Below are 19,858 nucleotides of genomic sequence, written 5' to 3'. Positions count from 1 at the left end.
CTCCAGTCTGGAAACGTCATTTGGTGATCGACAGTTCGCCCGGCGCGCCGGCGAGCGAACGGTTCGGCGACGAGGTGGCGATCATGATGATGAGCGTGAGAATGTAGGGTGCGGCGTAGAATAGATAGTAGCCTTGTGTGACGCCGACCGATTGCAGCGCCGGCCCAAGCGCGCCGGCGCCGCCGAACAATAGCGCGGCGGCAAAGCAGCCAAGCGGGTTCCAGCGCGCGAAGATGACCAGCGCCACCGCCATCAGCCCCTGGCCCGACGAAATGCCTTCGGTCCAACTGCCGGGATAGTAGAGCGACAGGTAGGCGCCGCCGATTCCGGCCAGCGCGCCGCCGAGGCCGGTGGCGAGGAGGCGCACCGTGTTCGGGTTGAGGCCCATGGCGCGCGCGGCGTCGGAACTGTCGCCGACCACGCGCAGGATCAGACCGGCGCGGGTGTTGCGGAAAGCCCACCACAGGAACACGGCAAGTGCTGCGCCGATCAGGAACAGCACGTTGACGTTGAGCGCCGCCTGCACCTGCGGAACATCGGACCAGCCGCCAAAGGGGATCGCCGGCAGGTCGGGCGCCGAGGGCTGGATGAACGGCTTGCCGAAGAAGAAGGCGAGACCCGAGCCGAACAGCATCAGCGCAATGCCGATGGCGATGTCGTTGACCCCACGGAATTTGCAGATCCAGCCGTGGAACAGGCCGAAACAAAGACCGGCGGCTGCGGCGGCCAGCAGACCGAGCCATGGCGAGCCGGTCATCACCGCCACGGCATAGGCGGTCATCGCGCCGAAGACCAGCGTGCCTTCGAGGCCGAGGTTGATGCGCCCCGAACGCTCGGTGATGGCTTCGCCCAGCGACACGAAGATGAAGGGCGTCGACACGCGAATAGCGCCGCCGAGCATGGCGAGCGGAACGCCCCAGAGGCCGATCTCGGTCGAGTCCATCACGCAGTCCCCTTCAAAAGAACTGGCCTCTGCCAGAGGTCGGGATTGAAGGCCTTGAAGCGGCCGTAGAACGTTTCGCTGAACAGGATGACGACGAAGAGCATGCCTTGCAGCACCAGCACGGTGGCGTCGGGCAGGTCCATGCGGCGTTGGATCAGCCCGCCGGAGGCCTCGATGCCGCCAAGCAGGAAGGCGACCGGGATGATGGCGAGCGGATTGTGGCGGGCGAGGAAGGCGACGAGGATACCAGTATACCCGTATCCGGCGGCGAGCGAGGCGTTGGCGCTGCCTTGCACGGCGGCAACTTCCAGCATGCCGGCAAGGCCGGCAAAGCCGCCGGCCAGGGCGGTGAAACCGACGATCAGCGGTCCGACCGCAAGTCCCTGCACCTGGGCCGCCCTGACATTGCCGCCGGCGATACGGGCGGCGAACCCCCAGCGGGTCTTTTCGATCAGCAGCCAGGACAGAATGCAGGCGATGACGCCGACGACGAGGCCCCAATGCACGTCCATGCCCGGAATGTTGCCGATGCGGTAGGCCTCCGCCAGCGGCTCGGTCGAGGGCTTGTTGAGCGAGGCGGGATCGCGCAGCGGTCCTTCCACCAGATGGTTCATCAGGGCAATGGCGATATAGGCCATCAAAAGGCTCGATATGGTTTCGTTGACGGCACGGTAGTGGCGTAGCGCGCCGACGGCACCGATCCAGATGCCGCCGGCGGCCAGGCCCGCCACGCCCATGGCAAGAACAACGAAAAAGGCGGGCGCGCCGCTGGTGGCGACGCCCATGGCAGCCGCGGCAACGCCGCCCAGCACGATCGCGCCTTCGCCGCCGATGACGACGAGGCCGAGCCGGGCCGGCAGCGCCACGCAGAGTGCCGCGAGCAGCAGGGGTGCGGCCCGCGACAGCGAGTTCTGGATCGAGAACCACGAGCCGAAGCCGCCGCGCCACATCGTTTCATAGAGCTGCACGGGCGACTTGCCGACCAGCGCGATGAACAGGCTGAACAGGGCCATGCCGACGATCAGCGCCGCGAGCGGGATAACGAAGGCTTCCGCCCGCCGTGCGATCCATTCGACCGCCGCCGGATAGTTTTTGGCGCCGAACATCGCTGGCGCGCCCGCGCTGCTCACGGTGTCTGCCATGGCCCCCGTCTCCGATCCATGCTCAAGCGGTCGAGCCGACGACCCCTTCGACGAGATAGTCCATGCTTTCCAGCTCGATCGCGGCCTCGACGAAGGTCTGGCCCTCGGTTGCGACGACGTCGCCCTTGTTGTTCTTCAACGGCCCCTTGATCACCGAAAAGCCGCCCTTCATCATTTCGGCGAGCGTGCCGTCGAACTGCGCGCGCGCCGCCTCGCTGACGGCGGGGCCGAGCGGGCTCATCTTGACGAAGCCGTCGGCCAGTCCGCCGCGCGTGAAATTGGGCAGCGGCTTGCCGGCCATGAGGTCGTCGACGAACATCTTGTAGACTTTTGCCCAGTTCCATTCCGCGCCGGTCAGATATTTTTCGGGCGCCAGCGGGCTCTGGTTGGCGTGGTAGCCACAGATGAAGGCGCCGCGCCCCGCCGCCGTTTCGACCACCACTTTCGGGCTGTCGACATGGCAGGTGATGACGTCGGCGCCTTGATCGACCAGCGCATTGGTGGCTTCCGCCTCCTTGACGGCCAGCGACCATTCGCCGGTGAAGATCACCTGGCAGGTGATGGCCGGATCGACCGAGCGTGCGCCAAGCAGGAAGGAATTGATGTTGAGCAGGACCTGCGGAATGGGTTTTGCCGCGACGAAACCGATCTTCTTGGTCTTGGTGGCATGACCGGCGGCGACGCCGTTGAGATACTGGCCCATGCCGATATAGCCGAAATAGGAACCGGCATTCATCGGATGCTTGTCTTTGTTCCACATGCCGCCGCAATGGCGAAACTGAACCTCGGGGAATTTCGCGCACATTGCCAGCATGTGCGGATCGAAATAGCCGAAGGAGGTCGGGAAGATCAGCGAGGCGCCGTCGAGGTTGATCATCGATTCCATCGTCTTCTGGACATCGACCGTCTCGGGGACGTTCTCCTCCTCGACAACGGAGATGCCCTCGATGGCCTTCAATGTCGCGGCACCTTCGGCATGCGCCTGGTTATAGCCGTAGTCGTCCTTTGGCCCGACATAGATGAAGCCGACAGTGGCGGCCGCGGCGAACGCCCTGCTGATCGGAAATGACGCCGAGGCCAGACCGAGCGCCGCTCCGGCGGCGGAGGTCTTGAGCAGATCGCGGCGGCTAAGCATGAATCTCTCGGTCATGTGAATGCTCCCTGTTGGACCCTTTTCCGGGTCGATTAATTCCCTTCTCTCAAAAGTGCATGCAATCTGTGTGCCAGTTTAAAAGATAAATTTTATTCAATGAAATCAGTGGATGTGCCGAACAACCCTGCCCAAGCGAAAGGCAATTGCATACACTTTTTGCCTTTCAAATAGCCAGTTTGACATGTAGATTAAAATGGAGGCATAGAGAGGCGCGCCCGAGTCGAAACTGGCCGGCGGGCCGCTTGCCGCATAGCCGTGAACAGACTGGACGGAGGAGAATTGTCGGGGAAGCGCAGCTTGATCAGGTCGGGCACGACCGTCGATCAGATGGTGAGGGCGATCGGCGACCGGATCGTCACCGGCTTCCTGCGCCCCGGCGAAAAGCTCGACGAGGCCTCGCTGGCTGCCCGCTTCGACGTGTCGCGCACCCCCGTCAGGGAGGCGCTTGGCCGGCTGAGCGCCATGGGGCTGGTCGAAAGGCGGCCCAACCGGGGCGCCACCGTCGCCGTGGTGACGCAGGAGCATCTCGCCTCGATGTTCGAGAGCATGGCCGAGCTTGAAGCGATCTGCGCGCGGTTCTCGGCCGAGCGCATGACCGCCGGCGAGCGCCGCGCGCTCGAGGTCGAGCATCAGGCATCGGCGCGCCTTGTGCAGTTGACTGCGGAGGAGGATTACGAGTATTTCAACACCGAGTTCCACACCCGGCTCTATCGCGGCGCGCACAGCAAGCACATCTATGAACTGACCGTCATGACGCGCAGCCGGCTGGCGCCGTTCCGGCGCGCGCAATTCATGCTGCCGGGCCGCCTGGCCAAATCCTGGCAGGAACACGACGTCATCGTTACCGCGATCATGCGCGGTGACGGCGCAGCCGCGGGAAACGCAGCCAAGGATCATGTTTCGATCGTCAGCGAGGCGAGCGCCGTCTTTGCCGCGGTTGACCCGATGAAACCGGCGACGGTTTCGATCGGAGTGTCTTCCTACAAGTGAAAATCTGACGCTCGGTACCCGACGTGGAAGACGTCTTCCGACCCACTCCATCGCAGACTCTCGCCCAATGGACTCGCAGCGTGGCCCCCAATACAATCCCGGTCCCGTGGGCCTCCGAAGGCTGATGCATGACATGGCAGAAGAACGCGTCCAACGCCGCCTTGCTGCGATATTGGCAGCCGATGTGGTCGGCTACAGCCGCCTCATGCAGCGGGACGAGGCTGGGACCCTTGTTGCCATCAAGTCCCGTCGCAAAGACATCCTACAGCCACTGCTCGCCAAGCATAATGGCCGCATCGTCAAGCTGATGGGTGACGGGGTGCTGGTGGAATTTGCCAGCGCCGTGAATGCTGTCCAATGCGCGGTCGAGCTCCAGAACGCGATGGCAGCTGCCAACGCCGACGTGCCCCAAGATTCCCGGATTGTGCTGCGCGTCGGAATCAACCTGGGCGACGTGATGGTCGAAGGCGGCGATCTCTATGGTGATGGAGTCAACATCGCGGCTCGGCTCGAGGCCTTGGCTGATGCTGGGAGCATCGTCGTCTCTCGCACTGTCTTCAACCACGTCCGGGGCAAGGTGAAGCTCGGATTCGATGATCTCGGCGAGCAGCAACTCAAGAACATCGCCGAGCGGGTGCGGATCTACCGACTGCGGCCGGACCGCGAAGCGGCGATGGCGCGGCCTGCCTTGGCGCTTCCCGACAAGCCGTCGATTGCCGTTCTGCCGTTCACTAACATGAGCGGCGATCCGGAGCAGGAGTATTTTAGCGACGGCATGGTGGAGGACATCATAGCGGCGCTGTCCCGGGTGCGCAGCTTCTTCGTGATCGGGCGGAATTCGAGTTTCACCTACAAAGGCAAAGCGGTCAATGTGAAGCAGGTCGGGCTCGAACTCGGCGTGCGTTACGTGCTGGAAGGGAGTGTCCGCAAGGCGGGCAATCGGGTCAGGATCACGGGACAGCTCATCGAGGCGGAAAGCGGGAATCATGTCTGGGCTGATCGCTTCGATGGCAGTCTCGAAGACGTATTCGAACTGCAAGATGGGGTGACCCAGAGCGTGGTCGGTGCGATCGCTCCGAAGCTTCAGCGAGCGGAAATCGATCGCACGTCGCGAAAGCGAACCGAAGATTTGACTGCTTACGACTTTGTTCTGCGTGCCCTGCCGCATGCCTGGTCAGGGTCGCCCGAAAGGAGTGCAATCGCCCACGATCTCCTTCAAAAAGCAACCGCCGTCGATCCTTCTTATGCGTATGCCTACGCGATGGCGGCCTGGTCTTTGATGTTCAGCAAGAATTCGGGTTGGCACTCTTGGCGGCCCGACCAGCAGGAGTTGTGTGTTCGTTTTGCCAGGGAAGCGCTCAAGCTCGATATGGAAGATCCAGCCGTACTGTGGGCATCCGCTACGGCGCTCGCAAGTGTCGTACACGAACATGAACATGCTCTCGAGCTGATCGAGCGCTCGTTGGCAATCGACCATAATTCCGCACAGGCCTGGGCAGCAAAAGGTTGGGTGACTTCCTGGATCGGACTTGATGGGATCCCTTCTTTGGAAAGGGCAATGCGATTGAGCCCGTTCGACCCGCTGTTGTACCTTTTTCATGCCTCGATTGCTGAGTGCCACCTTGCGGCAAGAAGGCACGAGATGGCATTGGAATGGTCTCTCCGCGCCATGCGAGAACATCCAGAACCTCCTCCATTCGTGCGGCGGGTGCTCGCCGCCTCGTACGCTCGCCTCGGGCTAGTTGAAGAAGCGCGACGGGTGGTGGCAGGCATACTGGCGGAAAGCCCAAGCTTTACTGTGAGGACCTGGCTAGAGATAACCGCCCAGCGTGGTCCGCACGTCCAATACCTCGCTGAGAGCCTCCGTCTCGCTGGCCTCCCCCAGTGAGTAGGCATCGAGTCGCACGCGTCAAAGAGAATCTCCCGTCGGACTCTTATGTCAAGCGGGACCACTAGCAATCAGGCAAACTGCCCAATCCGTCGGCGATGCGATGATTTTCGCGTCACTCGTGCGAATGCTCGAAGCCGCACAGGCCCACAGATGCCGGCCTTTTGGCATAATTCGGCATTGGCATGCTCCTTGCATCGTTGGTGATGTGCAGAGCGTCTAGGGTTCCGGCCGCGACAAAGCGGTGCTGGTCCAAGAGATGCGACCGCCAGGGGTGCACTGAGGCATCCGGCGGAACACGGCGGGCCAAAATCCCGGGAGAACCCTGCACGGGTTTGCTGGCGCGAACCTCTCCCGGATGCGCGCTCCGTAAACCCCAACATAAAGTCCGGACGCAATCCGGATCGCGAACAGGGGTACGCAATGCTTCGCAAGCTGGCCGCAATCATCCTAGCCGCATCACTCAGCCTTCCCATGATTTCCGCCGCCGACGCGGCGCCCAAGAAAGACTTCAAGATATGCTGGTCGATCTATGTCGGCTGGATGCCGTGGGGCTATCTCTCAGACAGCGGCATCATGAAGAAATGGGCCGACAAATACGGCATCAATGTCGAAATCACCCGCATCAACGACTATGTCGAAAGCATCAACCAGTACACCGCCGGCGGCTTCGACGGCTGTTCGATGACCAACATGGACGCGCTGTCGATCCCCGCTGGCGGCGGCGTCGACACCACCGCCGTGATCATCGGCGACTTCTCCAACGGCAATGATGCGGTGATCCTCAAGGACAAGTCCGCGCTCGCCGATATTGCCGGCCAGAAGGTCAATCTCGTCGAGCTCTCCGTCTCGCATTACCTGCTGGCGCGGGCGCTGGACACGGTCAAGCTCGCCGAGAAGGACATCACCGTCGTCAACACATCCGACGCCGACATGGTCGCCGCCTATGGCACCAGCGACGTCACCTCCGTCGTCACCTGGAACCCACTGGTTTCCGAGATCGCCGCCATGCCGGGTGCTCGCAAAGTGTTCGATTCCTCGCAGATTCCCGGCGAGATCATCGACATGATGGTCGTCAACACCGAGACGCTGAAGGACAATCCAGCGCTGGGCAAGGCGCTTGTCGGCGCATGGTACGAAGCGATGGACCTGATGACCTCCGACACGCCGGAAGGCAAGGCAGCCAAGGAGGAGATGGCCAAGGCGTCCGGCACGGACCTCACCGGCTTCGACGCGCAGCTCGCCTCGACGGCGATGTTCTTCGACCCTGCCAAGGCGGTCGAGTTCACCAACGGCGCCGAATTGCCGAAGACGATGGATCTTGTCCGCAACTTCCTGTTCAGCCACGGCATTCTCGGCACCAACGCGGCGAGTGTCGACGTGATCGGCATGAGCTTTCCCGACGGATCCACGCTGGGCGACGCCAAAAACGTCAAGCTGCGTTTCGATCCAGCCTTTATGGCCGAGGCCGCAACCGCAACGCCCTGACACGACATGTTGGCCAGGGGACCGAGCGACATGAATACAGTCTCCGAAACGGGCGGGGAGGGCATGCGTCCTTCCCGGCCAAGGCCGAAGGTGCGCCTTCGCATGATCAATGCGAAGGTCTCGCGCGGCAGCGCCTTGTTCCTCGGCGGCTTGCCGTTCTTGTTCGTGGCGATCGCCTATCTGATCGCCTCGGCGCAACGACTGGCGGTCAATCCCAGCGATAAGCTGCTGCCTTCGCCGGCACAGATGTGGTCGGCCTTTCTTGACCTTGCCACGGTTCCGGACAAACGCTCGGGCGATCTCATCCTGTGGGTCGACACCTATGCCAGTCTCCTCAGGCTGTTCGCCGGCGTGGGTGTTGCCACCTTCGCGGCGCTTTCGCTCGGCGTCGCCATCGGCTTCATTCCACGGGTGCGGGCCTTCCTGCTGCCCTTCGTCACCGTCGTCTGCGTCATCCCTCCGCTGGCGCTGCTGCCTATCCTGTTCATCGCGCTCGGCCTCGGCGAAACGGCCAAGATCACGCTGATCGCCCTTGGCGTCGCGCCGGTGATGGTGCGCGACATCGCCAACCGGGTGATGGAGTTGCCGTCCGAACTGGTGGCCAAGGCACAGACGCTTGGTGGCAACAGCTGGACCATGGTCTTGCGGCTGGTGCTGCCGCAAGTCATGCCGCGCCTCATCACTTGCGTGCGGCTGGCGCTCGGGCCGGCCTGGCTGTTCCTGATCGCCGCCGAAGCCATCGCCTCGACCGAAGGGCTGGGTTACCGCATCTTCCTCGTCCGCCGCTATCTCTCGATGGACGTCATCCTGCCCTATGTCGCCTGGATCACGCTGCTTGCCGTCATCACCGATTGGCTGCTGGTGCGGCTGTCGCGGGCGGTCTCCCCTTGGGCGCATCCCGTGGAGGCCAGATGAGCCGCATCGTCGTCCATGGGCTGGAAAAGAGCTACGGCGATGCCCGCGTGCTCGAGCGGGTCAACGTCACTGCCGAAGCCGGCGAATTCCTGTCGCTGGTCGGCGCCAGCGGCTGCGGAAAATCGACGTTCCTGCGCATCCTGCTCGGCCAGGAGCAGCAGAGCAGTGGCGTCGTCATCGTCGGCGATGGCCCGATCGTCCCAGAGCCGACGCCGCAGCGTGGCATCGTCTTTCAGCGCTATTCGGTGTTTCCCCATCTGACCGCCATCCAGAACCTGCAGCTGGTCGAAGACTTTCGCTCGGGCGGGCCGTTTGGCCGCGTCTTCGGCGCCAGGCGCGCAAACGCCAGGCAAGAGGCCGAGACCATGCTGGAACGGGTCGGGCTTGCCCATGCGCGCGACCTGTATCCGGCATCGCTCTCCGGCGGCATGCAGCAGCGGCTTGCGATTGCGCAGACCTTGCTCGGCCGGCCGCAGATACTGCTTCTCGACGAACCGTTCGGTGCGCTCGATCCGGGCATCCGCGTCGAGATGCACGAGCTGCTCACCGAGCTCTGGACCGAGCACGGCATGACGGTGGTGATGGTCACCCACGATATCGGCGAGGCCTTCAAGCTCGGCACCCGCGTGCTGGTCTTCGACAAGGTGCGCCACGATCCGCAGTTTCCGTCGGCTTATGGCGCGACGATCACCTACGACTTGAGGCTCGATCGCAAGACCCGGGCTTCCTCTCATCACTTGGCCAAGGTGGCCGCGATGGTCGGGACGACCCGGCCGGATACAGCAATGGCGACGACGGCGTCGTAACGGAGACCGTGTATGTTCAGAAATATCCCCGAACGCAGCCACCGCCGGGCAGGGCTCGTCGCTCGGGAGGCAAGGGAACGCTTCCACCACCCGGATTTCGATGCCCGCGGAACGCAGGGCTGGAAGTCGATCGAGGCCGAGGGAAAGCTGCCGGAAAGCGGCTGGCGCAAGGAGCAGCAATGGGCGCTCGACATGGGCCTGCCGGGATCGGAGTCGATCGTCGACAAGTCGATCCCGACATTCGCGCGCGGCGAGCTGCCGCATTTCGCCGGCATCAACACCTTTCTCAAGGCGCCCTATGTCGAGAACGTCCGCGACGTCGGCAAATATGATGCCGCCGTCATCGGCATTCCTTTCGACAGCGGCACCACCTACCGGCCGGGGACCCGCTTCGGCCCGCAAGGCATTCGTCGCATCTCGGCGCTCTACACGCCATACAACTACGAGCTCGGTGTCGACCTGCGCGAGCAGATGACGCTGTGCGATGCCGGCGACGTCTTCACCATTCCCGCCAATCTCGAAAAGAGTTTTGACCAGATCACCAAGGGCGTCAGCCATGTCGCCTCGTCCGGCGCGCTGCCGATCATGCTTGGCGGCGACCATTCGATTGGATTTCCCTGCGTGCGCGGCATCGCCGACGTGACCTCGAAACGCATCGGCATCATCCATTTCGACCGCCATATCGACATCCAGGAAAAGGATCTCGACGAGCGCATGCACACCACGCCCTGGTACTGGGCGACCAACCTGCCGAATGTCTCGGCGACCAATCTCGTGCAGCTCGGCATCGGCGGCTGGCAGGTTCCCCGCTACGGCGTCGCCGAAGCGAGGAAACGCGGCACCAACGTGCTCACCATTGCCGACATCGAGCAGATGGGGCTTGAGAAGGCGGCGGAAATCGCGCTCGAGCTCGCATGGAAAGACACCGACGCCGTCTACATCTCCTTCGACGTCGACAGCCTCGACTGCGGCTTCGTGCCGGGCACGGGCTGGCCTGAGCCGGGCGGCTTCCTGCCGCGCGAGGCGCTCAAGCTGCTTGGGCTGGTGACGGCGCCGGGCATTTGCGGGCTGGAAGTGGTCGAGGTTTCGCCGCCCTACGACACGTCGGACATCACAGCGCTGTTCGGCGTGCGGGTCGTCGTCGAGGCGCTCGGCTCGATGGTCGCTCACGGCAATCTCGGCAAGCATAAATCGATCATCGACAAACCGGTGAGTTTTTGACCATGCACGACGATCACCACCACCACAGTCACGACCATGGCGACGGCCACCATCACCACGACCATCCGCACGCGCTCGGCCACAACGGGCCCGCGGGCAAGCCGCTGCAATGGCAGACGCCGCACCTGCCGGACCAGGCTCACGAGCCGCCGGCCGATCCAGCGACGGTCGACCTCGATCTTGTCGAATCCGCTTTCCTCGAAGGCTTTGCGCGGGCGCCGGACCCGTCCAGCTTTCTACGTCTGGCCGGCATACCGTTTGTCGGTGAGAGGGCGGACGGCGTGCGGCTTCATCTGCTGCGCGTCGAGACCGAGGATCTGGTCGATGTCGGCGCGGTCATGCCGCTCGTCGGCGGCACCGGCGTCGCCTATCACCCGTTGCCGGCGCGCCTGACATCGCACCGCCGCCGCCTCGCTTTCATCTATCACGATGGCAGTGAGCAAAAGCCTCTCGGCTTCGCCGCGGCGCGCGCTCTCGCGGACCGTTCCGCCGCTTCGCAATTCACCGTTCCCGGGCACTGAAACCAGAACCCGTCACTCTCATCGAACAGGTACAACCATGAAAACATTCGCAGGCATGAAAACACTAGCAAGACTTGGCACACTTTCAGCTATGGCCGCCCTCACACCGTCGCTGGCGTTTGCCCATAGCGGCGGCCTTCACGTCCACGGCCTTTTCGCCGGCCTCGAACACCCGCTCCTCGGCATGGATCATCTGCTCGCCATGGTCGCGGTCGGCATGATTGGCGCCCGCGCCGGCGGGCGCAGCATTGCCCTTGTGCCGCTGTTCTTTGTCTCGGCGATGGTCGCCGGAGCCTTGCTCGGCATGGCCGGCATCGGCCTGCCTTCCCTTGAAACCGGCATCGCGCTGTCGCTTGTCGTCTTCGGCGCCATGATCGGCCTTGCCAGACCTCTGCCGCTTGCTGCCGCGGCTGCACTGACGGCCTTGTTCGGCCTCTTCCACGGCAATGCCCACGGCCTCGAAATTCCCGAGAGCGCCGGCGGCATCGCCTACGCTGCGGGCTTCGTGCTCGGCACATCGATGCTGCATGCGATCGGGGTCTTGTCCGTCCTCACGCTCGCCCGTTGGCCGACGACGGTCCGCACCGCGGGTGTCGCCACCTCGCTGGCTGGAATGGCGATGGCGGTCCAAGCCTTCTGAGTAAGGGACCTCTTCCGAGTGAAGCAACCGGCGCGCGGTGGGCAAACAGAACTGGAAAGCAGATGAGCCAGAGATGGTTGACGAGGCTGCGGCGCATTCGGGACATGCTGCACCAGATCCTGAAAACCCGTGCCGAACGGCTTTGAGGGGCGCGTCTTTCGCGTCCCTCCGGAATGACCGTCAGAACTCGAGCGCCTGCCTGAGTGCCGGACCGCTCCTGACGCGGAGATCGAGGTCGGCCTCGATATGGTCGATGTGGTGCAGCATCAGTGCGCTGGCGCGTTCGGAATTGCCATTTTCCAGCGCCTCGAGGATGTTCATGTGCTCGCTGTGGCCACAGCTCGAGACGCCCGAGCGGCCATAAAGCGCGATCACCAGCGATGAACGCGCCACCAGCTCCTCCATGAAACGCTGGAGGATGACGTTTCCCGCGACCGACGCCAGCAGCAGGTGAAAATCGCCCGAGGCCTTGATCTCCGACCGTCTTGCGCTTGGTCCGCGTTCGGCAATGAAGCGGCCCTCTTCATCGAGCTGGGCCTTGAAGGCAACGACATGCGCCGGCGTCATGCGCCCAACCGCGGCGATCGCGATGCCGGGCTCGATCAGCCGACGCGAAGCAAAAACCTGGCGCGCTTCCTCCGGCGACGGATTGGCGACGAAGGCGCCGCGATTGCGCTCGGTCCGCACCAACCCTTCGAAGGAGAGCATTTGCAGCGCCGCGCGCGCCACGGTGCGGCTGACGTCGAACAGAGTGCCGACCTCGCCTTCGGACAGCTTGGTTCCGGGCGCCAGCCGGCGATCGACGATCGCGTCGCGCAACTGGTCGCGGATCGCTTGGGCGCGGTCCTCGTTGGCATTGTCGACAGCAGGGAAAGTCTGGTCGGCTATATTCATGATGGTAGTCCCTGCACCTTTCTACCCTGAATCGGGTCGCGTGCACGAGGGCCAAAGTGAATACGATCCCAAAAAAGATTGCATACGATTTTTGCGGGAATCGCCCGCTATCGCCTATAATTTGTGCATTGCACAAGCATGCCGTTTCGGCAGCCAGCCGGATGCAATCCTGATTTTCCTAAGCTTTCAATCGCTTGAGGCCGATGTGGGGCAATTGGCATGCATGATGCTTTGCTTAAGTTGATTTAGAGAGGAAGCCGGATGTCCAAAGCCGCCGAAATCGACATCGTGTCCGTTTCGAAAATCTATGGCGCAACGACTGCCGTCGAAGACATCAGCTTGAAAATTCCCGCGGGAACCTATTGCTGCCTGCTCGGCCCGTCCGGCTGCGGCAAGACGTCGACGCTGCGCATGATTGCCGGGCACGAGAGCATATCCAGCGGCGACGTGCGGCTCGGCAATATTGTGGTCACCGACCTGCCGCCGGCCCGGCGCGGCACCGCCATGATGTTCCAGTCCTACGCGCTGTTTCCGCATCTCGACCTGATCGACAATGTTGCGTTCAGCCTCAAGATGAAGGGTGTCGGCAAGGAGGAGCGCCGCGCCAAGGCGCTCGCCATGCTGAAGCTGATGCAGATGGAAGCCTATGCCGGCCGCCGCCCGGCGCAGCTTTCGGGCGGACAGCAGCAGCGCGTCGCTCTGGCCCGCGCGCTCATCACCGACCCCGAGGCGCTGCTGCTCGACGAGCCGCTCTCTGCACTCGATCCGTTCCTGAAGATCCGGATGCGGGCCGAACTGAAAAAGCTGCAAACGTCGCTCGGCATCACCTTCGTTCACGTCACCCATAGCCAGGAAGAGGCGATGGCGCTCGCCGACCTGATCGTGGTGATGAACGACGGCCGCATCGAGCAGGCGGCGCATCCGCGCATCGTCTTCGAGCGGCCGGCCACCGCCTTCGTCGCCCGTTTCATGGGCGATCACAACGTCGTCTCCGGCCGCGTCAGCGGCAGTCGCAACGGCATGGTTGTCTTCGATGTGCCGGGTGGCGCCTCGCTTGCGGCCAGCGGGCAGGGCAGGGCGATCGGCGAGCCGATCGATATCGCCATTCGCACCGATCATGTGCGGATCGGCGACCCGCCTGCCGCGGGGCTGGGTTTCACCGGCATCGCCTCCAATATCGAGTACCGCGGCTCGACCGTGAAGCTCTCGGTCAATGGCGCCGGCATCGAGGATTTCACGGTGATCGTCGACGACACCAGTTTCTTCGCCAAGCCGGTTGCCGTCGGCGACGCCGTGCCGATCGCCTGGGACGCCGAGGACGCGATCGTCCTTGGCCGTCTCGATTCCTGAACCAGAACAACCAATCAAAAAAGGGGAACTGACATGACCAACACCACTGACAAGAAGACAGGAATTTCCCGCCGCTCGCTGCTCAAGACAGGTGCCGCCGCCGTCGGTTTTGCAGCCGGCTCCGGCGTCATCACCGGCTTCCCGACGATCTGGGCGCAGAACCCGATCACGCTGCGCCAGTTTGGCACCGGCGTGTCCAACCTCAACGCCATCGCCGACAAGTGCAAGGCCGACCTCGGCATCACGCTGGAGATGACGGCGACCGATTCCGACGCGGCCGCCCAGCGCGCGGTGACCCAGCCGGACAGCTACGACATCGCCGACATCGAATACTGGATTGCCAAGAAGGTGTATCCCTCCGGCGTGATGCAGCCGATGGATGTCAAGAAGCTGAAATATTACGACAAGATCGTGCCGCTTTTCATCACCGGCAAGCTGACGCCCGACAGCGTCATCGCGCAAGGCACCGCGCCGCACACCGTCGGCTTCGTCGAGGCACAGGACGCCAAGACCTTCGCCAAGGAACCGACCCAGTGGATGACGATGGTTCCGACCATCTACAATGCCGACACGCTCGGCATCCGCCCCGACCTTGTCGGTCGCGACATCACCACCTGGGCCGACATCATGGATCCGGCCTTCAAGGGCAAGGCCGCCATCCTCAACATCCCGTCGATCGGCATCATGGATGCGGCGATGATCATGGAAGCCATGGGCAACATCAAATATGCCGACAAGGGCAACATGACCAAGGAGGAGATCGATCAGACGATCGACTTCCTGATCAAGGCCAAGCAGGACGGCCAGTTCCGCGCGTTCTGGAAATCGTTCGACGAGAGCGTCAACCTTATGGCTTCAGGCGAAGTGGTCATCCAGTCGATGTGGTCGCCTGCGGTCGCTGCGGTCCGCTCCAAGGGCATCGCCTGCAAATACCAGCCGCTCAAGGAAGGCTATCGCTCCTGGGGCGGCGGCCTTGGCCTGGCAGCGCATCTCGAGGGCGCCCAACTCGACGCCGCCTACGAGTATATCAACTGGTACCTGTCCGGCTGGGTTGGCGCCTATCTCAACCGCCAAGGCTATTACTCGGCCGCCATGGATACGGCCAAGCAGTTCATGTCCGAGGACGAATGGGGCTACTGGGTCGACGGCAAGGCCGCCAAGGGCGATATCATGGCGCCGGACGGCAAGGTCATGGAAAAGGCGGGCGCCGTGCGCGACGGCGGCTCCTTCGTCGAGCGCATGGGCAAGGTCGCCTGCTGGAACTCGGTCATGGACGAGGACCGCTACATGGTGAAGCGCTGGAACGAATTCATCGCTGCTTGATGCAAGGCTGAGATGTTGCATTCCTTCGCGCCCCCCTCTGTCCTGCCGGACATCTCCCCCACTTGGGGGGAGATCGGCCGTCGCCGCTGCTTTCGCCAATCTCCAACTTCGCAAGAAGAGGCGCCAACAGCGAAGCTGCCAATCTCCCCCCAAGTGGGGGAGATGTCCGGCAGGACAGAGGGGGGCGCGAAGGATCACAGCTTGCCAGATTGTCGCCCCTCCGCGACACGCCCGGGCTGTTCCAGATGACCGTGGTCCTCAACCAGCCTGTAGCCACCACCGCCGCAAACCCCGCCAGACGCCGCCGGCTCTCGATCGGCACCCTCGCCCCCTATCTCCAGGCGACGCCGCTGGCGCTGATCCTCGGCGCATTCCTTCTGCTGCCGATCCTGATGATCGCCGTGGTCTCCTTCTGGGACTATGATTTCGCGGCGATGTATCCGGATTTCCTGACCACCAACTACGCCGACACGCTCGGCTCGTGGGTCACCTGGAAAACCTATCTGAACACGCTGAAATATGCCGCCATCGTCTGGGCGCTGACGCTGTTGATCGGCTTCTGGGTCGCCTATTTCCTCGCCTTCCATATCAGGACCACGGCCATGCAGATGGTGCTGTTCCTTGTCTGCACGGTGCCGTTCCTGACCTCCAACATCATCCGCATGATCTCGTGGATTCCGGTGCTTGGCCGCAATGGCCTGGTCAACTCGACGCTGGTGCAGATGGGGCTGATCCCGAAACCGATCGAATGGCTGCTCTATTCCGAATTCGCCGTGGTGCTGGCCATGGTGCATCTTTACACGCTGTTCATGGTGACGCCGATCTTCAACACGCTGATGCGCATCGACAAGTCGCTGATCGAGGCCGCGCGCGACGCCGGCGCTTCCGGCTGGCAGGTCCTTTGGAACGTCATCATTCCGCTCGCCAAGCCCGGCATGGCGATCGGCACCATCTTCGTCGTCACGCTGGTGATGGCCGACTTTTCGACCGTGCAGGTGATGTCCGGCGGGCAGAGCGCCTCCGTCGCGCTGATGATGAAGAACCAGATGTCGCTGCTGCAATACCCGGCGGCCGCCGCCAACGCGGTCGTGCTCCTGGTGCTGGTGCTGCTGATGGTCGCGGGCATCCTGCGCATCGTCGACATCCGCAAGGAGCTGTGAAGCGATGAGCCAGGACAAGCGCTCCCTCGAATTCTACGTGCTGGCAGCCTTCTTCGCTATTTTCGTGCTGTTTCTCTACGGCCCGCTTTCGGCGATTCTCATTCTTTCGTTTCAGGGCGAGAATGGCGGGCTGACCTTTCCGCTGAACGGCGTTTCGCTGCACTGGTTCGCCAATCTGTTCGAGCGCCAGGCGGTCGGCGATTTCGGCGGCAGCTTCAAACGGTCCTTCATCCTTGGCCTGATGGTGATGATCGTGACCGTTATCGTGTCGCTGCTTGCCGGTCTTGCCTTCCGCCAAAAGTTTCGCGGCGCCACCGCATTGTTCTATCTGGCCGTTGCCAGCCTCGTCGTGCCGTCGATCATCATCAGCCTCGGCATTGGCGTCGTCTTCCAGCAGATCGGCTTTCGCCCCGCCTGGTACACGTCCGCCTTCGGGGCGCACCTGACCTGGACCTTGCCTTTCGGCGTGCTGATCATGTTCGCCGTCTTCAACCGGTTCTCGCCGGCCTATGAGGAGGCCGCGCGCGACCTCGGAGCATCGTCCTGGCAGACCTTCGCGCATGTCGTCCTGCCGATGATCGCGCCCAGCCTGATCGGTGTCGGCCTGTTCGGCTTCACCCTGTCTTATGACGAGTTCGCCCGCACGCTGATGACCTCGGGCACGTTCAACACGCTGCCGCTCGAGATTTACGGCATGACGACGAATGTGACGACGCCGGTGCTTTATGCGCTGGGCACCGTGACGACCGTATTTTCCTTCCTGGTGATCCTGCTGACGCTCGGCGCAATCGTCTATGTCGGCCGTCGCCGGGCACGTATTTGAGAACCGCAGTGCAGATCCTCGTTGTCAATCCAAACACCACCGCCAGCATGACCGAAACCATTGCAGCGGCGGCGCGGCTCGTCGCCGGCGCCGGTACGGAAATCGTCGCCGTCACCTCGTCGATGGGTCCGGTTTCGATCGAAGGCTATTATGACGAGGCGCTTGCCGTGCCCGGCCTGCTGGTCGAGATCGCCGCTGGCGAGCACTCGGGCGCGCAGGCTGCGATCGTCGCCTGTTTCGACGACACCGGCCTCGATGCCGCGCGCGCCATGGCCAACATCCCGGTCATCGGTATCTGCGAGGCAGCGCTCAGCACGGCCTCGTTCATCGCCCAGCGCTTCACCGTCGTCACCACGACCGAGCGCTCGCGCGTGCCCGTCGAAGGGCTGGTGCAGCGCTATGGCATGGCCGGGCGGGCACGCGTGCGCGCCGCGGACATTCCGGTTCTTGCGCTCGATGACCCGGCATCGGACGCGATCCTGAAACTGCGCGGCGAGATCGCGCGCGCGCTCGAGGAGGACCGCGCCGAGGCGATCGTGCTCGGCTGTGCCGGCATGGCCGATCTCGCGGCCGCGCTACAGCGGGAATTCGGCGTTCCGGTCATCGACGGCGTCGGCGCCGCGGTCAAGCAGGCCGAGGCCTTGATCGCGCTTGGCCTGTCGACATCCAAGCGCGGCGCCTATGCAAGCCCACTGTCAAAGCCTTATCGTGGTGCATTGAAATCCTTCGCCCCCGGTATAGTTGCCGCCGAGTGATCGCAATGCGCCGAACGATCAGAACGCTCGCACTTGAAGAAGTGGAAACGCTTGTCGACTGGGCGGCAGCAGAGGGCTGGAATCCCGGCCTCGGCGATGCCGCAGCGTTCCACGCGGCGGATCCAGAAGGCTTCATTGGCGCCTTCGTCGATGGCGAGATGGCGGCCGGTATTTCGGCCGTGGCCTATGGCGACGATTTCGGCTTCATCGGCCTCTACATCTGTCGGCCCGACAGGCGTGGAGAGGGCCATGGCAAGGCGGTCTGGGATGCCGGCACGGCGCGGCTCGGCAACCGCACGATCGGCCTCGATGGTGTCGTCGAACAGCAGGCCAACTACTGCAGCACGGGCTTTGCGCCGGTCTACCGGACGATCCGGTTTGTCGGATCGCCGGATGTTCCGGCAGCCGCCGACAGTGGTATTCGCGCCATAGGCCCGGAACTCTTGGCCGACGTCGTGGACTACGACAGCCGGTTCTTTCCCGCTCCGAGGCGATCCTTCCTGGAACACTGGCTGCGCCCGCCGCATATGGCGCTTGCGATCGTCAGGGATGGCGCGATCGAAGGATACGGCGTCGCGCGCCGGTGCCGGGACGGCTGCAAGATCGGTCCGCTTTTTTCCAACAGCCTGGACGCGGCAAGTCGCCTCTTCGCCGCACTCGCCAATGCTTCCGGAGCCGGAAATATCCATCTCGACGTTCCCGAGACCAGCGGGCAATTTGCAGCTTTGCTGTCGTCCGCCGGTCTTCAACCGGGCTTCGAAACCGCTCGAATGTACAAGGGAAAAGCGCCGCAGCTCATGCAGTCCGGGGTCTTTGCGATAACGACCTTGGAGCTTGGTTGAGGCGGAGGAAGTCGACTTGTAGCGCACAAAGTCGGTTGCCCGCTGCGCGCAATTTCAGTCGGCATCAAATAGCTGCTTTGCTGTAGACGCCTTCGCCAAAATCCTTTCATCGGAACATGACGACTTCTCTTGGGCCGCCTAGCGCAACGAAATGCGCCGGCAGCGGGAAGCACAGAGGCGGAAGGCGGCTTAGTCAACCAATCGCCTTCAGGGGAACAGCTCTTTAGTGAAGCTGTAGACGTATCGATATGGGCCAATTCGCTGAGCCCGCCGGGCAAGGCCGAAATCGCCCGAAATTTTGAATGATGCTGCGGCGCCGACAATTGCCGCTGATACCAGTGGCATCCCTATCGGATCTACATATGATGCAAGAAGTGCCCCAAACGCTGTGTTTGGTTTCAGGTCAAGCGATACTTTGACGTTAGTCAGCCTGATCGGGAAAGGCAGTTCTTTCGCAACCTTCAAGACATCCGCGCAATGCCCATCCAAGATGCTAACCTGTTTGGTGAGCTCCTCTTGCTGGTTTTCGGCTTTGACGATCTGCGCCGCCATCACCTCAATAGTTTCGCGCAGCGTAAATAGCTCGTCCGCTCGTTTCGCTCTAAAATCCAAAATGTCTGCCAGTGGCACCGTCTTATCAGGTACGGGTATTGCGCGGTGCAGGGTAAAGCTGGTGCCGTTCCCCTCGGTGAGAACTTGGTTGCGGACCAGGAATGAATTTTCCCCCTGTGAGAGAGCCCAGTTGCCCGGCTCTTTAGCGTCAAGGTCTCGCCATGCTTGGACTTGGCTCCTCAACATAATGCCAGCGCCGTCGCCGTTAAACCGGAACTCCGGTCGTGACAGGACACCTATGCTCTCCAAGAAACTAGCATCGGGGTCTGATTGAAAGTAGATGGCGTTGTTTGCCGGCCACGCAAGTTTGTCCCAGAACAAGAGAGCGTACCGCAACTCCTGTGGGTCAAGCTGGCTCGATCGGACGAAGACAGACCTTCCATCGATCTCGA

Annotated in this window: 19 protein-coding genes and 1 riboswitch; of the genes, 14 read left to right on the top strand and 5 right to left on the bottom strand. The window is 62.7% G+C overall.

Features of this window, described 5'->3' with window-relative positions; translation table 11 throughout:
- Nucleotides 1-16: 16 nt before the first annotated feature.
- From EJ075_RS03995 to EJ075_RS03985, 3 genes are read right to left on the bottom strand one after another with little or no spacing between them, the layout of a single operon-like run.
- Entirely contained in the window at nt 17-943 is a 927-nt protein-coding gene (locus EJ075_RS03995; protein ID WP_126103458.1) for an ABC transporter permease, read from the bottom strand.
- Nucleotides 943-2,049: an ABC transporter permease gene (locus EJ075_RS03990; protein WP_245458173.1), complete on the bottom strand. Its 1,107-nt coding sequence runs from the start codon at nt 2,047-2,049 to the stop codon at nt 943-945. Before EJ075_RS03990 ends, EJ075_RS03995 begins: the two co-directional genes overlap by 1 nt.
- A 58-nt stretch (nt 2,050-2,107) precedes the next feature.
- Nucleotides 2,108-3,235 (bottom strand): BMP family ABC transporter substrate-binding protein, encoded by a 1,128-nt coding sequence (locus EJ075_RS03985; RefSeq protein ID WP_126103456.1) that lies wholly within the window; start codon nt 3,233-3,235, stop codon nt 2,108-2,110.
- 300 nt (nt 3,236-3,535) lie between these two features.
- Here EJ075_RS03985 and EJ075_RS03980 point away from each other — a divergent pair, with 300 nt between their 5' ends.
- The 8 genes from EJ075_RS03980 to EJ075_RS03945 all read left to right on the top strand — a co-directional run bounded on the left by EJ075_RS03980 (nt 3,536) and on the right by EJ075_RS03945 (nt 11,707).
- Nucleotides 3,536-4,228 (top strand): GntR family transcriptional regulator, encoded by a 693-nt coding sequence (locus tag EJ075_RS03980; RefSeq protein WP_206437532.1) that lies wholly within the window; start codon nt 3,536-3,538, stop codon nt 4,226-4,228.
- A 133-nt stretch (nt 4,229-4,361) separates the two neighbouring features.
- Nucleotides 4,362-6,116, top strand: a complete 1,755-nt coding sequence (locus tag EJ075_RS03975) for an adenylate/guanylate cyclase domain-containing protein (RefSeq protein WP_126103454.1) — start codon at nt 4,362-4,364, stop codon at nt 6,114-6,116.
- A gap of 208 nt (nt 6,117-6,324) precedes the next feature.
- Nucleotides 6,325-6,439: riboswitch (guanidine-I (ykkC/yxkD leader) on the top strand.
- 100 nt (nt 6,440-6,539) lie between these two features.
- Complete coding sequence (locus EJ075_RS03970; protein WP_126103453.1) at nt 6,540-7,604, top strand: putative urea ABC transporter substrate-binding protein; 1,065 nt, start codon at nt 6,540-6,542, stop codon at nt 7,602-7,604.
- 63 nt (nt 7,605-7,667) lie between these two features.
- Nucleotides 7,668-8,519, top strand: a complete 852-nt coding sequence (locus tag EJ075_RS03965; protein WP_164547257.1) for an ABC transporter permease — start codon at nt 7,668-7,670, stop codon at nt 8,517-8,519.
- Nucleotides 8,516-9,325, top strand: a complete 810-nt coding sequence (locus EJ075_RS03960; protein WP_126103452.1) for an ATP-binding cassette domain-containing protein — start codon at nt 8,516-8,518, stop codon at nt 9,323-9,325. Before EJ075_RS03965 ends, EJ075_RS03960 begins: the two co-directional genes overlap by 4 nt.
- A gap of 12 nt (nt 9,326-9,337) precedes the next feature.
- A complete protein-coding gene (locus tag EJ075_RS03955; protein ID WP_095483789.1) occupies nt 9,338-10,546 on the top strand; it encodes an agmatinase family protein in 1,209 nt (402 codons plus the stop codon).
- Between the two features lie 2 nt (nt 10,547-10,548).
- Nucleotides 10,549-11,067 carry a hypothetical protein gene (locus tag EJ075_RS03950; RefSeq protein WP_095483790.1) on the top strand — a complete coding sequence of 173 codons (519 nt, stop codon included), beginning with the start codon at nt 10,549-10,551 and terminating at the stop codon, nt 11,065-11,067.
- 91 nt (nt 11,068-11,158) lie between these two features.
- Nucleotides 11,159-11,707: a HupE/UreJ family protein gene (locus EJ075_RS03945; protein WP_206437531.1), complete on the top strand. Its 549-nt coding sequence runs from the start codon at nt 11,159-11,161 to the stop codon at nt 11,705-11,707.
- Nucleotides 11,708-11,887: 180 nt separating this feature from the next.
- Here EJ075_RS03945 and EJ075_RS03940 read toward each other — a convergent pair whose 3' ends face one another.
- Nucleotides 11,888-12,601: a GntR family transcriptional regulator gene (locus EJ075_RS03940; protein ID WP_126103451.1), complete on the bottom strand. Its 714-nt coding sequence runs from the start codon at nt 12,599-12,601 to the stop codon at nt 11,888-11,890.
- Between the two features lie 261 nt (nt 12,602-12,862).
- Between EJ075_RS03940 and EJ075_RS03935 the strand changes: the two genes are divergently transcribed.
- The 6 genes from EJ075_RS03935 (at nt 12,863) to EJ075_RS03905 (ending at nt 18,854) form a co-directional block, all read left to right on the top strand.
- The gene (locus tag EJ075_RS03935) at nt 12,863-13,951 is read left to right on the top strand and encodes an ABC transporter ATP-binding protein (RefSeq protein WP_126103450.1); all 1,089 of its coding nucleotides are present in this window, start codon (nt 12,863-12,865) and stop codon (nt 13,949-13,951) included.
- Nucleotides 13,952-13,984: 33 nt separating this feature from the next.
- Nucleotides 13,985-15,274, top strand: coding sequence for a PotD/PotF family extracellular solute-binding protein (locus EJ075_RS03930; protein WP_126103449.1), 1,290 nt, complete (start codon nt 13,985-13,987; stop codon nt 15,272-15,274).
- Between the two features lie 245 nt (nt 15,275-15,519).
- Nucleotides 15,520-16,434, top strand: a complete 915-nt coding sequence (locus EJ075_RS03920) for an ABC transporter permease (protein WP_126103448.1) — start codon at nt 15,520-15,522, stop codon at nt 16,432-16,434.
- 4 nt (nt 16,435-16,438) lie between these two features.
- A complete protein-coding gene (locus EJ075_RS03915; RefSeq protein WP_126103447.1) occupies nt 16,439-17,257 on the top strand; it encodes an ABC transporter permease in 819 nt (272 codons plus the stop codon).
- 8 nt (nt 17,258-17,265) lie between these two features.
- Complete coding sequence (locus EJ075_RS03910) at nt 17,266-18,012, top strand: aspartate/glutamate racemase family protein (RefSeq protein ID WP_126103446.1); 747 nt, start codon at nt 17,266-17,268, stop codon at nt 18,010-18,012.
- 5 nt (nt 18,013-18,017) lie between these two features.
- Nucleotides 18,018-18,854 (top strand): GNAT family N-acetyltransferase, encoded by an 837-nt coding sequence (locus tag EJ075_RS03905; RefSeq protein ID WP_126103445.1) that lies wholly within the window; start codon nt 18,018-18,020, stop codon nt 18,852-18,854.
- A 207-nt stretch (nt 18,855-19,061) separates the two neighbouring features.
- Here the strand turns inward: EJ075_RS03905 and EJ075_RS03900 are convergent, their stop codons facing one another.
- Nucleotides 19,062-19,787: a DUF6236 family protein gene (locus EJ075_RS03900; RefSeq protein ID WP_126103444.1), complete on the bottom strand. Its 726-nt coding sequence runs from the start codon at nt 19,785-19,787 to the stop codon at nt 19,062-19,064.
- Nucleotides 19,788-19,858: the final 71 nt, after the last annotated feature.

The sequence above is a fragment of the Mesorhizobium sp. M6A.T.Cr.TU.016.01.1.1 genome (genome assembly GCF_003952585.1).
GTDB lineage: Bacteria > Pseudomonadota > Alphaproteobacteria > Rhizobiales > Rhizobiaceae > Mesorhizobium > Mesorhizobium mediterraneum.
This window is presented reverse-complemented; position numbering and strand designations above follow the sequence as displayed.